This window comes from Nodularia spumigena CCY9414 (assembly GCF_000340565.2).
Taxonomy (GTDB): domain Bacteria; phylum Cyanobacteriota; class Cyanobacteriia; order Cyanobacteriales; family Nostocaceae; genus Nodularia; species Nodularia spumigena.
The window spans coordinates 2,481,148-2,495,970 of the sequence record NZ_CP007203.1; the positions used below are offsets into that span (position 1 = coordinate 2,481,148).

Here is a 14,823-nt window from a genome sequence, read left to right on the forward strand (position 1 = left end):
TCTCTCCTTTATTCGTTTCCCCCACCCTGGGGATTGACGCGACCTGCTACATTTTCAATGGCTGTTAATGCTCCCTCTGCACCTGCGAGAATATCTTGCTCGGCTCCACCTAAGTAAAGCCGTCCAAAACTTCCTACAGCTTGCACTTCCAGGATATTAATCGCTGCTGCTTTCTCCGCTTCGTTTGCAGCCAATGCAGCATAAGCAGCCGGCTGAACTTCTAATACATATAGGGTTTCTCCGGCTAGAATTAGCTGTCCTCTGCGTGTGCGATTAATGAGTTGGGTTTGGTAAGCATCGATGTTGCGGATAATCTGGTTAGAAACTACACGGGGTTTTAGTCCGTCTTCTTTTTCGACTCCTAGTGCGGCTAAAATCGCTTGACCAGCAGCGCGGGTTTCTCCTTGAGAGCTAGAATGAATTTCTAATAATCCGTATAGTCGTTCTACTATCTGGACTCCTGGGCGCACAGAGGCTGATTTGAGTGCTATATCTGTAATTCGATTAATTTCAATACCCGGAGAGATTTCAATCCACAGTGATGTATCTCCGGGTAATGGTAGGAAACCTTGGGATACTGTTCCCATATAAGCTGCGTGTTGAGGTTGCAGGTTGTCGAGAAATACAAAACTGCGTAATTCTATTCCCAAGGTTATACTCTCCAGTCATGAGGATAAAAGTAGTCGATCGCAATGTATGAGTGTAACCTTAAAACTACCATAAGGTTTGGTACTACTGTGTTATTACCCATGACTGAAGTGAAACCGCACAAAGTTGCAAAATTTTGGGTTATAATACTCAGTTCTTCATGAGCGAGTCAATGAGGGCGGTGATTGAACTCAGATTTTTGCCTGAAACTGCTACTAAATCGGTGCTACTTTTAACGGACTAAGGGCTGAACTGGTTCGCTACTTTGCCGGGTAGGAAGTGGTTGGTTGCTAAAGTTAGGATGTTGAGCATCAATTTGATGTGCTTTTTTTACTAAGCGATTAAATGCAGCATCAGTCATGTTTGATTGGTTAAAGAATTCCTGTGGATCAACAAGATGAGTTTTTCTTAGCTTGTGTCCCATTTCTTTGAACACTAAACCAAGAGGGACATTAATTTCATCCTGGAGTTTGAGATATCGTGAGAAAATTGTGCCGTAAGCGGAAATTACCGAGCCAACCCCACCTCTGATCTGTGACCAACCGATATAGTATAGTCCTTTGTAATCGTCCAGAAATGAGTCTGCATAACATTGGACTACCGACCCTTTCACACGTTCTAGTTCTGGAGGTAAAAATGGATAGGCTACATAGTAACCGGTTCCACAAACAATCAGGTCAAATGTCTCTCGACTACCATCGACAAATTCAACTTCCCAGCCATCAAGGCGACGTACAGCCGGCTTGGGGGTGATTTTTCCATGCTTGAGGTAATAGGGGACTTCGCTGTTAATGGTGGGGTGTTTCTCGAAAATCCGATGCTGAGGTTTGGGTAAACCATAATCTTCGTGACTACCGAAACTCAGACGGATGATTGTATGAACTGTGAGGCGCGTCAACCATTGTGGGGCGCGCAATTTCGGCAAACTAGGAAGAGATATTCCAGTATATTTACGGTTGCCATAAGTCTTAGAAGATGATAAGCGCGACAACCATTTTGGCATTCGCCCTCCAGGAAAATCAGCAATTGGGACTCCCGCAAATGTTTTGGGAATAAACCAGACTGATTCGCGCATACTCAGAACAGACTTGGCACTAACACGGCCTGCTTCTGCGGCTAAATCACAAGCTGAATTTCCACCACCAATTACCAGAACTCGTTTTCCACGCAGCTGGTCTGGATGCTTGTAATCTTTAGAATGGATAATCTCGCCGTTAAATTTTCCCTGGAACTGGGGAAAACGTTTGCGCCAGTGATGACCATTGCACATCACCACTCCTTGATAAATTCGCTGTTCCCCATCAGCAAAGGAAACTTCCCAAAGATTATTTTCCACTGGTCGCACATAACTAATTGTCCGATTTAGTTCAATTTGCCCACGCAAATCAAAATGGTCAGCAAAGGAGTTTAAATAATCCAGCATATTTTGAGCGCTGGGAAAATCAGGATAATCATCGGGCATAGGGAAATGAGTAAATTGGGTAATTTTGCGTGACGAAATAATGTGTGCAGTTTCGTAAACGCCGTGATACCAATTTCCACCAATATTATCACTGGCATCAACCTGATCATAGGGGATATCAGCAGATTTCAGGGCTTGAGCCATACCCAACCCGACAAAACCCGCCCCGATAATCAGATGTTTATCAGATGTATCAACCATATTCTGAATTTTACTGGAGTTACTTACCTTGACCAACTTTCGATCTCTTCACCAATATGTCACTAATCAAGCTCATTATTTGAGGAAAATATCGTTTGAGAATATGGGCTTTTTGAGATGTAGCATCGGGAAAGATATGGAGTTTGTTATGAATAATTCCTTTAATGGTAACGCGCATTACTTTAGCTGGGTCTGTTGCTATATTGTTGAGAGATTCTTGATTATTTCTGTTTAAACTGCCAAACTTTTCACAGTCGATAATTGGGGTACGGCTCAAGAAGGGATATACAACCGTGACCTTGATATTGTAGTCTTTAACTTCATGGAACAATCCTTCACTGAACCCACGCAAAGCAAATTTACTGGCTGCGTAATGAGTTAATCCTGGCATTGACCACCAACCGGCTATGGATGAAATATTGACAATGTGACCCTGTTGACGGGCAATCATATCAGTCACAAATAAACTACTTAAGCGCATGGGTGTTAGCAGGTTGATCTGCATGAGACGTTCCCATTTATCGTTCGGGATTTTTTCTATGTTACCAAAAAGGGCAATCCCGGCATTGTTAATCAATATATCTACAGGGATATTCAGCGCTTTTACCTGATGATAAAGGATTTCACAGCCTTCTCTGGTGGAAAGATCAACCGCTAGGCAAGCCAGTACATCCCCAGTTGTGACTTGGTGTTGAATTGCTTGAACTTGTTCACGCAGTACGGTTTCATCCAAATCAGTTAAGATCAGTCGGCTACCGGCTTGTAATAACTGTCGGGTTAGTTCTTTTCCAAATCCACCAGATGCACCAGTGATTAACACAACGGCTTGATCTAGCTTGGTCATAATATTTCTGTGCCAAAATGTATCAATATTTATACAAGTTTTTTGTATAAAAAATCAATTTTTGGGAACAATATTATTTTTGTTAAATCTGGGGTGATTTGAGTGTTGTTAGCAGTAGCAGTAACCACGGTACTTTGATATCTGGTATCAGGGATGAGTATGTTCTCAGTGCGGGTAAGGCTGCTGGGATGAGAAATTTTAGGGAACGGAGCGATGCCGGGATATTACCTTCTTGATCTACAATTCCATATTGTTGGGCTAATTCGGCGACAATCTGCACTTTTCCGGTGCGGCGCATGACGTTGGTATCACCGGTGAGGGCTGCAATTACTCTCCCTGTAAATAAGGGAGTTTCCCAGTTATAGCGGTCTGCAAATATTGAGTTTTTTGGGTCAGAAGTATTTTCTGCTACAATTTTATCTGCTAAACTGGAAATTTGCTCAGTACCCACGATTCCCGGCCACAGGGACACAGAAGCCACGTTATGCGGTTTGAGTTCTACTGACATATCAGCCGCTAATCGGTCACAGGCGGCTTTACCAGCACCGTAGGCTGCACTAAAAATTTGCGACATCCCACCCCATGAGGAAATGGTACAAATTAATCCCTGTTGACGTTTGACCATGATTCTGGCAGCATAAATACTGGCAACATAATGACTACGCAAACCGACGTTGTTACTAGCATCCCAAAGGCTGGGTTCACATTCCCAAAAAGTCTGCCCTTGACTATTACTGATTGCTTGGACTCCTGAGAAAACGTTATTAACTAATAAATCTAGTTGTCCATTCTGCTCATCTTGGATACGTTCAAAGAGCGATCGCACTTGTTCATCGTTGCTATGATCTACTTGGATGGGAATACATATACCACCGGCTTGTTCTACTGCGGTTTGGGTATCTTTGAGATTTCCAGAGATTTCACTATTAGTATCAGAATTATCTAGAGTTCTTCCGGTAATATACACAGTTGCACCAGCTTCACCCAGTCCAATAGCGATTCCTTTGCCAATTCCTCGTGTAGCACCTGTAACTAAAGTTACTTTTCCTTCAAGGTTTTGCATCTAAAATTTTATCCTGAAGTTCATAAATTGCGATCGCTTCATCTTTACCTCTTAATTTCACCGATTTGTCTACCAATCTCAGTGAGAATAATTCGGGATGAGATAAACTTGAAACTACTGAATCAGTTACCAAAATTCCACATTCATAGTATTTAGTTATATTCTCAACCCGTGAGGCTATATTTACCGAGTCACCGACGACTGTATAATCAATGCGACAAGTAAATCCTACCGTACCCATGACCACTTCACCACGGTGAATACCAATACCTACGGCAATTTTTGGTAATCCGTGTTGCGATCGCTCATAATTAAACTTATCCAGATAGTTTTGCATTAAAAGTGCGGCTTTGAGTGCGCCATCAGTAGCTTGATCATCAAACAGCGCCATAATAGCATCACCTATATATTTATCAATAAAGCCACCAGATTCATCTATGGCTTTTCCCATACAAGCTAAATAGTCATTTAAAAATAAAAAAATTTCCATCGGTGTCATAGCTTCTGACATGGAAGTATAATTGCGAATATCACAGAATAAAATTGTCATTTTCCGCGTCGCAGCCATACCTACTTCAATGTTTTCTATTCCTTGGGGAGCAATGACTGAAAAAAATTTATCTGGTACGAATTTCTCAAATAATTCTAATGTTTTTTGCAATTTACTAAATGATATCTGCAATGCAGAGGACATTTCATTTACTGAATTGGCTAATGCACCAATTTCATCTGCACGATAATAAATATCAGCGCGATGTTGTAAATCTCCATTGGAAATTTGAGCAACGCTCATCTGTAAACGCCGCACGGGATCACTCAATCGATGGGCTAAAATATATGCACACACCCAACCAATGTTCAGTCCTAAAAAACCTACTATCCAAGCTTGCTTGACTGCATTGGTAATAGCAATATCTATTCTTTTTAAGGATATACCTATTCGTAAAGTCCCAATTTTTTCTTGATTTGATAGCAAAACATCTGAAGCCACTTCAATCACTCGTTCACCACGTTTAGCTTTTAGCTTTTCTCCAAAGTAAATATCTCTGAGCAGAAATGTTTCTGATACACGAGTCTCCATGTTATAAGAGGAATCTAGTGAATAATTGGTGACACTTAAAGGTACTATATCAGGAATATATTGCTCTAGAAATTCTTGAGGAGAACCTGCAACGATTTGTTCACCTTGACGGGTATCCGAGACAAAAACATAAACAACATCTTGATTTTCTTGCAGTAAAAGATGTAAATTTATGCGAATTTGACTCCAATTTTCTTCCGATAATTCATTAGAATATGTAGAACTCAGGACTTTAGAAGTAATTTTAGCATCATTTAACTTTTCTTGACGGTAGAGATTGCTTTGACTTGTTGCCCAAACCGTCACTATAGCAGTAATCAAACCAAGAATCAGCAAGGTAGTTGAAGTCATGATCTGAGTGCGAATAGAACGAAAAGCTAATTTTTTCATAGTTGTGGAATTAACTCTTCTACGAAAGTCACCCATCGCTGATTCTTAGCTCTACTGGGACAATTATCACTAAAAGCCAAAGCGACTGGACCTCCCATTCTCGCGGGAATTCTTTGTTTGTCATTACCCCATCTAGTAGCTAAAAGAATATCACATTTGAGTATATCCTCAGTGACTAATTCTATTGGCTGAGAATTTCGGCGGTAAACTGGGGGTTTACCACGCACGACTACAGAACTCGTAGTGTTTAAATCTACATCAGCTAACTTGAGAACATCTCGTAGTCTCACACCGGATAATTGCACTTCGCCACTCGGCCACCACACCCGATAACCAACATTTTGTATCAAGCTAACTTGGGGTAATTGATCTAAATCGGCTACATTGAGTTCACGATCTCCTATACTGACCTTAGCTGGTTCTGTACCCAATATGATGTGAGTTACATAAAATGCCCAAATCCCCGGATCATACTTTTTTCTAATGTCTGGATACTCAGTATAGGGAAAAATTAAATAAATCGGTCCACCTTGCTCACGGGGAATTGGTTGACCATCCTTAGCAACTGCTAAAATAATTGGGTAATTGAGTAAATCTTTTATCTTGATAGTCACTTGATAGGCATCATAACACACGAAAGTTATTTCCGTGATTTCGCTTTGACTACCAAACTTTTTTAATAGTGAACTTACAGATATGCCAGTAAATTTAAATACTTTGTCAGGATTAATAATGTGATTAGGATCAATAGTATTCACATTGTCTGTAGCTAAATTCTGCAACTGTGACCAATTTAATGTTTCCGTGTTTCCTGTTGCTGTCTGACCTTGTATAACTAAATTCCATTCACGCGACTGGTTATTTTTAGTTTTTTCTGCCACAATTTCAGCATTGCGATCGCTTGCTTCTTTACGCCATACTGCTAATTGTTCATTTGTCGGCGTTTCTGTACAACCTCCCAAACAGACCACAGCTATCCCCAAAGATACTACAGCCAAGTTTTTCCAGACATTCAATACAACCATCTTCAAAACTATTACTTGAGACAGTTTACAAAATGGCGCTAACTACGTTAAAAATATCACCGTATTAAAGTTTACACCATGATTCTACATTTCAAAAGGGGAGTGGGGAGAAGAGGCAGGGGGGCAGGGAGCAGGGAGCAGGGGGGAGAAGACGGTAACTTCCCAATGACTAATGAGTAATTACAACTAACTACGCACAAATTTTATGGTATTACAAGTAAAAACCAGCACCTACGAAGCGAAAACTCAAGAAATTGCGAAACAGCTTCTGGGCGCTACCCAAGAAAATCGCTCGTTTTTAGGTTCCCTACGCGACCAGATGCGCTGGGATGATAAATTACTCGCTTGGGCTATGAGTAATCCTGGTTTACGGGTACAATTATTTAGGTTTATCGACACATTACCCGCTTTACAACATAAACCAGAAATTGCCGCACATTTACAAGAATATTTAGGAGAAGAGTCTGTAGAGTTACCCTCAGCTTTGAAGGCAATGCTCAACTTTGCTCACCCTGATTCTATGCCGGGACAGGTGGCGGCGACAACTGTTTCTACAGCCGTGGAAACTTTAGCGCATAAATATATTTCTGGGGAAAATATTAAACAAGTCATTAAAACAGTTGAACGACTGCGGAAAGATAAAATGGCTTTCACCATTGACTTACTTGGTGAAGCGGTAATTACCGAAACTGAAGCCCAGTCTTATCTAGAACGCTATCTGGAATTAATGCAGCAATTGGTGGAAGCATCAAAAAATTGGTCTGTAATTCCAGCTATTGATCAAGCTGATGGTGAACAATTACCACAAGTACAGGTATCTGTCAAGTTAACGGCGTTTTATTCCCAATTTGACCCTTTAGATGCTAAAGGTAGTGAGGAGAAAGTTAGCGATCGCATCCGCACTCTTTTACGTCTGGCGAAAGAATTAGGCGCAGCTGTGCATTTTGATATGGAACAGTACGCTTACAAAGATATAACTTTGAATATTCTGCAAAAGCTACTGTTAGAAGATGAGTTTCGACAACGTACAGATATTGGTGTCACCATCCAAGCATATCTGCGTGATAGCGAAGAGGATGCTAAAAACCTGATTTCTTGGTTAAAACGGCGCGGTTATCCTTTAACTATCCGTTTGGTGAAAGGCGCATATTGGGATCAGGAAACCATTAAAGCAGAACAAAAGCACTGGAAACAGCCAGTTTATAACGAGAAAGCGGCTACAGATGCCAATTTTGAAACCATTACTCAGCTATTGTTAGAAAATCACCAATATGTGTATGCTGCTATTGGTAGTCATAATGTGCGATCGCAAGCTCGTGCAATTGCGATCGCTCAAAGTTTAAATGTCCCTCGTCGTCACTTTGAAATGCAAGTGTTGTATGGGATGGGGGATAAATTAGCGAAAGCTTTGGTAGACAAGGGTTATCGAGTCCGAGTTTACTGTCCTTATGGTGAGTTGTTACCGGGGATGGCTTATCTAATTCGGCGGTTGTTGGAAAATACGGCTAATAGTTCGTTTTTACGGCAAAATCTGGAGAATAGACCAATTGAGGAGTTGTTAGCGCCTCCAAATATCGATTTGTCTCACGCAGAGGCGCAGAGGCGCAGAGAGGAAGGGGAGTTTGTCGGTGTGGCAGATACAGATTATGCTGAAGAGTCAGCAGCCAGGATGTCTACTGAGGCTTTTGCTGCGGTGCGTCAACAATTGGGTAGGACTTATTTACCTTTGGTGAATGGGGAGTATTTGAATACGGCGGAGTTTGTTGATTCTCTGAATCCTTCTAATTTTAGTGAGGTGGTGGGTAAGGTTGGTTTGCTGAGTGTGGAACAGGCGGAAGAGGCGATGCGGGCGGCTAAGGCGGCTTTTCCTGCTTGGAAGAAAACGCCTGTACAGCAACGCGCTGGGGTTCTCAGGAAGGCGGCTGATTTGATGGAAGCACGTCGGGCTGAACTTTCGGCTTGGATTGTTTTGGAGGTGGGGAAACCTGTTAAGGAAGCAGATGCTGAGGTTTCTGAGGCGATAGATTTTTGTCTGTATTATGCTGATGAAATGGAACGTCTGGATGCAGGTGTAATCTATGACGTAGCCGGGGAAACTAATCGTTATATTTACCAAGGTAGGGGAATTGCTGTGGTGATTTCTCCTTGGAATTTTCCGTTAGCGATCGCCTGTGGAATGACTGTTGCAGCTTTGGTTGCAGGTAATTGTACTTTGCTCAAACCTGCGGAAACATCTTCGGTAATTACTGCAAAACTCACAGAAATCTTGATTGAGGCGGGGATACCTAAAGGTGTATTTCAATACGTCCCAGGTAAGGGTTCCCAAGTTGGTGCTTACTTGGTAAATCATGCAGATACTCACATTATTGCTTTTACTGGTTCTCAAGAAGTGGGTTGTCGTATTTACGCCGAAGCCGCAACGCTCAAACCGGGACAAAAGCATCTGAAGCGGGTAATTGCGGAAATGGGCGGGAAAAATGCGATTATTGTGGATGAAAGTGCTGATTTAGATCAAGCTGTTGTGGGGGTAGTACAGTCAGCCTTTGGTTACAGTGGACAAAAATGTTCTGCCTGTTCGCGGGTAATTGTACTGCAACCGGTATATGATGCTTTTGTGCGGCGGTTAGTAGAGGCGACAAAATCTTTAAATATTGGGGAAGCTGAGTTACCGAGTACCCAAGTTGGTCCAGTCATCGATGCTAAAGCGCGCGATCGCATCCTAGAATATATTGAGAAAGGTAAAGCTGAGGCGCAAGTAGCCCTAGAATTAACAGCACCTGCACAGGGGTATTATATCGGTCCAGTAATATTTAGTGAAGTCGCACCCGATGCCACCATTGCCCAGGAAGAAATATTTGGTCCAGTGCTAGCTGTAACGAAAGTCAAAGATTTTGCTGAAGCTTTAGCCGTGGCGAATGGGACTAATTATGCTTTAACTGGGGGGCTTTATTCTAGAACGCCTTCCCACATTCAGCAAGCACAGACGGATTTTGAAGTCGGGAATGTGTATATTAACCGCAATATTACAGGTGCGATTGTGGCTAGGCAACCTTTTGGTGGTTTTAAGCTTTCTGGTGTGGGTTCTAAAGCTGGAGGTCCTGATTATCTGCTGCAATTCTTAGAACCCCGGACGGTTACGGAAAATATTCAGCGTCAGGGTTTTGCACCCATTGAAGGCGCGGAGTAAATATAATTCTTTTTTTAAACGAACCGCAAAGGACACGAAGAACACGAAGTGAAGAAAGAAAAGGAAGTATTAGCAAACACTCTCTAAATTTCTCTTTCCTTTGTGTCCTTTGTGTCCTTCGTGGTTCGTTTCCTTAAAACTTCAAACCCCAAGCTGCAAAAGCCAAAGTCCCCCAACCAATGAGAAAGGCTACACCACCCAAAGGCGTAATTGCACCCAAGTATTTCAACCCAGTTAAACTTAGGGCGTACAAGCTACCTGAAAAAATCGCAATACCAACGATAAATAACCACCCAGTAGCTATTAACATCGGTTGAGGTGCTGTTGTGCGACTAATTAATAAAGCTACTAACAAAAGTGCCAAAGCATGATACATTTGATAACGTGCGCCTGTATCGAAAATTTCAAGCGATCGCTCACTAATCTTTTCTTTCAAGGCATGAGCAGCAAAAGCACCTGCGGCTACAGATAACCCGCCTAAAATGGCAGCTATGCTAACAAATATTTGTGCCATTTCTTCTAGATGTCAAAATGATATGATACTCCGCCTTTTTCGCTCACCTGAAAATCCCCATTGAATTCTTTAGCTTTCATATCTAAATACTCTTTCGCCTCTGCTGCTGGTAGTTGACAATTCATCGCCAAACCTAACACAGTGACGCGCCCGTTATTTTCTTGGAGCATTTGATAAAAATTCGATTGCAGGCGATCGCTTAATTGTTTCTGAAGTACCTTTTTCTCATTCTTGCCTTGACGATACAACCCTAAGCTCATCCAACCGCCTAACATCATAGTCGGAATACCGAATATTATACCATTTATGGCAGTATTATCAAGTAAATAAAGAGCCGGTTCATTGATAAATTCCTCCGCTACAGCCTCATGGTATCCCGTAGAAATCGGCTTGAGCATCGATTTTTTCTCAGTTGTCGCCGAAACTGATAGTGTCAAAAACATGAATCCCAGTGTCAATAGCCAACCCGCAGCCAATTTTTCAGCAGTCTTCATAATTTCCCATCAGATTTTAAACTTTGCTTGCGATTCTAACCTGACTTTGCTCAAGGTTCCAGCGTACTAAGCTGTTACTGAAAAATTCCCAAGTTAACAACCGAGTAATATTCTCCCCTCTGGTTACTTTCCCGTAGCGTCTCCCTTTAGGAAAAGGCTATGATGTAGACACAAATTTGCCTAACCGAGTAATACTCTCCCCTCTCTTTACTAAGGAGAGGGGTTGGGGGTGAGGTTCTATATTTTATTGGCGCGTAGCTTCCAGTAAACGCGAGTAATAAAAACGAGTCTTAGTCATCGCTTGGCGTTGTACCGTAAAGCCATTACTTTCCAGGATTTTCACCACATCAGCCTCACGGTGCAGATAGGCGCGAGTTGCTTTACTTGGCCCCGGAAAGAAACTGCCAATTTTCTTAAGTATAGTCAAAGCGCAGTTCTTGGGCGCAAAACTCATAATTACCCGTGACTCAGCCAAAGAACAAAGGTGAGAAATCATCTCATCAGCTTTTTCTTGGGGATAATGAATCAGAACATCCAAGCAAATAACCGTGTTGTAGCTACCACTCAAAGATTCTAAATCTTGAACAGCAAAAGTAGTATTTTCGACATTTCCCAAGGTTGCTAAAGCCCTATCCTTAGCTTCTGTCACCATTTTCTCCGAAATATCACTAGCATAGATTTTAGCACCATCTGCCGCCAAGGGAATGCTCAGACTACCCACACCACAACCAGCATCGCAGATTGATAACTCTGGTAAATTACCATCATCTTTCAACCAGCTAATAACTGTATCTACAGTTTGCTGGTGTCCATTGCGGATATCCAACTGGACTTTGTTGACTTCGCCATCGCCGTAAATTCGCCGCCATCTGTCAAACCCCGTGGAATTAAAATACTCGCGAACAATCGTTTTATCGTCAGCTACGTTCATAAAGCTAAATTTTTAAGTGTTCCCAACTCTTCAAATTATCATTAATAGCACCCGTCAAGAATACTTCGACATATTTTTTTAGGAGTTTTTCTCTAACTTATGGCATATTAACTAATTATAGATAGTAATTGTTTTAAATTGGTATTTATTACTTTAAAAGATGAAAAATTTGTTTTACACGCGGTAATCTCAAATAATATCCTGATAATTAAATTTATAGACATTTTATAGGGATTTTTATGTAGGCTGCCGTAGCTCTGACTCAAATTACTAACCTAAGCGCATCCTTTCAATTTCTCATAAGTTTTAATAAAAACCTAAACTTGAAATATACTAGCATTACTTATGCCATAAAAAAATATTTTTTAATAATTCCTAAATATTTGTGTACATTATACATAGTTGAGTTGTTCATTTAGCTTGATTGATTACCAATGACATCAAATTTACTAATTGACAGTCCGATCATTCAATTTACAATTCTCCTAACAGTAATTTTTACTGTTCCTCCTATATTTGAGCGACTGCGAGTACCTGGATTAGTGGGGTTACTGGTAGCAGGTGTTGTCCTGGGGCAAAATGGGCTAAAACTTTTAAATACTGAGTCTGAAACTGTCAGTCTACTATCAGACATTGGTAAAGTTTATTTAATGTTTGTTGCCGGGTTAGAAATTGATTTAAAACAGTTTCGCAAAACTAAAAATCGCTCAATTGTTTTTGGCATTTTAACATTTTTAATCCCATTAATTGCTGGGATATCTGTCGGGAGATTGTTCAATTTTGGCTGGAATGCTTCTGTCCTAATTGGTTCTTTACTAGCTTCCCATACTCTCTTAGCTTATCCCATTGTCAGTCGTCTGGGAGTGGTGATGACTGAAGCTGTGACAGTCACAGTCGGGGCGACAATTTTTACTGACACAGCTGCTTTATTAGTCCTAGCAATTTGTGTAGGAATTCATGGAGGGGAATTCTCCGCCATAAGTTTAGTAACTTTATTAGGTGGATTAGCAATTTATTCTGCTTTTGTACTCTTTGGCTTCGACTGGGCGGGTAAAGAATTTTTTCGCCGTTCTGGAGATGAACAAAGTAACCAATTTTTATTCATCTTACTAGCTTTATTTCTCGCATCTGTGGGAGCGCAGATAGTGGGAGTTGAAAAAATTGTTGGGGCATTTTTAGCAGGTTTAGCAGTGAATGATGTTGTAGGACGTAGCCCAGTTAAAGAAAAAATTGAGTTTATCGGTAGCGTCTTATTTATCCCTTGTTTCTTTGTAGATATGGGACTGCTAATTAATATTCCGGCATTTATCAAAACTCTTGGTTCAATTTGGCTAACAGTGGTAATTGTAGTCGCTTTGATTTCTAGCAAATTTATGGCGGCATTTTTAGCCAAGCTAATTTACCGCTACAACACTGCGGAAATGCTGACAATGTGGTCATTGTCTTTACCACAAGTAGCCGCTACATTAGCAGCAGCCTTAGTTGGCTATCAAACCTTAAATTCTGCTGGTGAAAGGCTAATTAGTGAAAGTGTTTTGAATAGTGTGATTGTCCTGATGTTAGTTACTTCAATTATGGGACCATTAATCACCACGAGATTTGCCGCCTTATTACAAACGCCCCAAACAGATTTAGAAACAGAAAATCCTTCAAATTGGTGGGAAAATCCTGATAGTCAGCCAGCCGAAACAACTCAGCATCCATTCACTGTAGCAGTACCAATATACAACCCCCAAACGCAGCGATATTTAATAGAACTGGCAGCATTAATCGCTCAACATGAATCTGGACAAATTTTGCCATTAGCTATTAGCAAAGCCCATGTTCACATGGATGACCCACAATTAGGAATATCACTAGCGCAAAGTCAAAAAAGATTAAAAATGGCTGAAGAAATCAGTCAAGAATTTAATGTAAAAGTGTCCACAGCAATTCGCATTGATGATGATGTTGCTTTGGCAATTAGCCGCACCAGTCGAGAACAAAATGCTAGTTTAATAGTAATGGGTTGGTCTAGAACCACAGGTTTACGCGCCCGTTTATTTGGTAATATAATTGATAGTGTTTTTTGGTCTTCTCACTGTCCGGTAGCTGTAGCACGCTTGGTAAATAGTCCTAAGACAATTGCCAGAATTATTGTCCCAATTGGAGATTTAAGACCTCAAACTATCAGCGCTTGGCGATTTGCGGAAATGTTAGCTGATGCGAATAAGGCGGAGGTTGTACTATTACACGTTTTTAATAGCAACACTCCTGCTAATTTAGTAGAACAATTTACCACTCAATTATCTGAAATTGTTGCTAAAAGTCAGTTACAGGTAAATACAAATATCCAAATTATAATAGATGATGATGTTGCTAAAGCCATAGTTCGGGAAGCACAAGCTTTTGATTTAGCTGTGTTACGTTCTGTGCGTTATCGTACCACAGGTGGGTTAGCTGTCAGCCAAGTCACAACTCAGGTGATAGATGAGTTAACCGGTTCTATTGTGTTATTGGGAGAGGCTCATCTTTAAATTTTAAACAACTTTTAATTTTGAATCGGATCATTTAGTGGTGGATGTCGTCCAATTTCTCGATCAGCAGCACGAATATTCATTATCCTGGCACGGTTGAATGCTAATGCTGCTACTGTGGCACGTGCTGTTGGGGTCAAGCCAATTACAGAGAGTGTATCCGTTGACCAAATAAAGTGTTCTTGCCAATTATCAGTGCGAGGATTAAATAAAGGCACTTCCGATAATGTTTGCTGATCAAATGCTCTAACTTTATCAGATTTTCGGCGATTGCAATGAAAACACGCTAAAGCTAAATTATTAATTGAGTTCGCACCATGTTTAGAAATAGGAATTACATGGTCTACAGTGAAAGAGACATACTGCCATTGTTCCGAAGCATGACAATATTCGCACAAAAAATTAGCTCGTTGTCTGACTTGATATTGAGTAGCTTTACTAATGTAACGATTGGCAGACAAATTAAG

General features: G+C 41.0%; 12 protein-coding genes. 2 read left to right on the forward strand and 10 right to left on the reverse strand.

Annotated features, from left to right (window positions below):
* Positions 1–8: 8 nt before the first annotated feature.
* The 6 genes from NSP_RS11065 to NSP_RS11090 form a co-directional block, all read right to left on the reverse strand.
* Positions 9–650 (reverse strand): beta-carboxysome protein CcmP, encoded by a 642-nt coding sequence (locus tag NSP_RS11065; RefSeq protein WP_006198295.1) that lies wholly within the window; start codon positions 648–650, stop codon positions 9–11.
* A 230-nt stretch (positions 651–880) separates the two neighbouring features.
* Positions 881–2,311 carry a flavin-containing monooxygenase gene (locus NSP_RS11070; RefSeq protein ID WP_006198294.1) on the reverse strand — a complete coding sequence of 477 codons (1,431 nt, stop codon included), beginning with the start codon at positions 2,309–2,311 and terminating at the stop codon, positions 881–883.
* Positions 2,312–2,330: 19 nt separating this feature from the next.
* Positions 2,331–3,155 carry an SDR family NAD(P)-dependent oxidoreductase gene (locus NSP_RS11075; protein WP_006198293.1) on the reverse strand — a complete coding sequence of 275 codons (825 nt, stop codon included), beginning with the start codon at positions 3,153–3,155 and terminating at the stop codon, positions 2,331–2,333.
* An 82-nt stretch (positions 3,156–3,237) separates the two neighbouring features.
* Complete coding sequence (locus tag NSP_RS11080) at positions 3,238–4,218, reverse strand: SDR family NAD(P)-dependent oxidoreductase (RefSeq protein ID WP_006198292.1); 981 nt, start codon at positions 4,216–4,218, stop codon at positions 3,238–3,240.
* On the reverse strand, positions 4,205–5,689 hold the full coding sequence (locus NSP_RS11085) for an adenylate/guanylate cyclase domain-containing protein (RefSeq protein WP_006198291.1): 1,485 nt from the start codon (positions 5,687–5,689) through the stop codon (positions 4,205–4,207). The genes NSP_RS11080 and NSP_RS11085 overlap by 14 nt, the downstream gene beginning before the upstream one ends.
* Positions 5,686–6,714 (reverse strand): molybdopterin-dependent oxidoreductase, encoded by a 1,029-nt coding sequence (locus NSP_RS11090; protein WP_006198290.1) that lies wholly within the window; start codon positions 6,712–6,714, stop codon positions 5,686–5,688. The genes NSP_RS11085 and NSP_RS11090 overlap by 4 nt, the downstream gene beginning before the upstream one ends.
* 205 nt (positions 6,715–6,919) lie before the next feature.
* On the opposite strand from NSP_RS11090, the gene pruA reads away from it, so the two are divergent.
* Positions 6,920–9,901 (forward strand): L-glutamate gamma-semialdehyde dehydrogenase, encoded by a 2,982-nt coding sequence (gene pruA, locus NSP_RS11095; RefSeq protein WP_006198289.1) that lies wholly within the window; start codon positions 6,920–6,922, stop codon positions 9,899–9,901.
* Positions 9,902–10,034: 133 nt separating this feature from the next.
* On the opposite strand, the gene NSP_RS11100 is transcribed toward pruA, so the two are convergent.
* The 3 genes from NSP_RS11100 to bchM all read right to left on the reverse strand — a co-directional run bounded on the left by NSP_RS11100 (position 10,035) and on the right by bchM (position 11,840).
* Positions 10,035–10,415, reverse strand: a complete 381-nt coding sequence (locus NSP_RS11100; protein ID WP_006198288.1) for a DUF423 domain-containing protein — start codon at positions 10,413–10,415, stop codon at positions 10,035–10,037.
* A gap of 5 nt (positions 10,416–10,420) precedes the next feature.
* Positions 10,421–10,909 (reverse strand): hypothetical protein, encoded by a 489-nt coding sequence (locus NSP_RS11105; protein WP_006198287.1) that lies wholly within the window; start codon positions 10,907–10,909, stop codon positions 10,421–10,423.
* Between the two features lie 244 nt (positions 10,910–11,153).
* Positions 11,154–11,840 carry a magnesium protoporphyrin IX methyltransferase gene (gene bchM, locus NSP_RS11110; protein WP_006198286.1) on the reverse strand — a complete coding sequence of 229 codons (687 nt, stop codon included), beginning with the start codon at positions 11,838–11,840 and terminating at the stop codon, positions 11,154–11,156.
* A 434-nt stretch (positions 11,841–12,274) separates the two neighbouring features.
* Here bchM and NSP_RS11115 point away from each other — a divergent pair, with 434 nt between their 5' ends.
* A complete protein-coding gene (locus tag NSP_RS11115) occupies positions 12,275–14,356 on the forward strand; it encodes a cation:proton antiporter domain-containing protein (RefSeq protein WP_006198285.1) in 2,082 nt (693 codons plus the stop codon).
* A gap of 14 nt (positions 14,357–14,370) precedes the next feature.
* Here NSP_RS11115 and NSP_RS11120 read toward each other — a convergent pair whose 3' ends face one another.
* The gene (locus tag NSP_RS11120) at positions 14,371–14,817 is read right to left on the reverse strand and encodes an HNH endonuclease (protein WP_006198284.1); all 447 of its coding nucleotides are present in this window, start codon (positions 14,815–14,817) and stop codon (positions 14,371–14,373) included.
* Positions 14,818–14,823 lie beyond the last annotated feature (6 nt).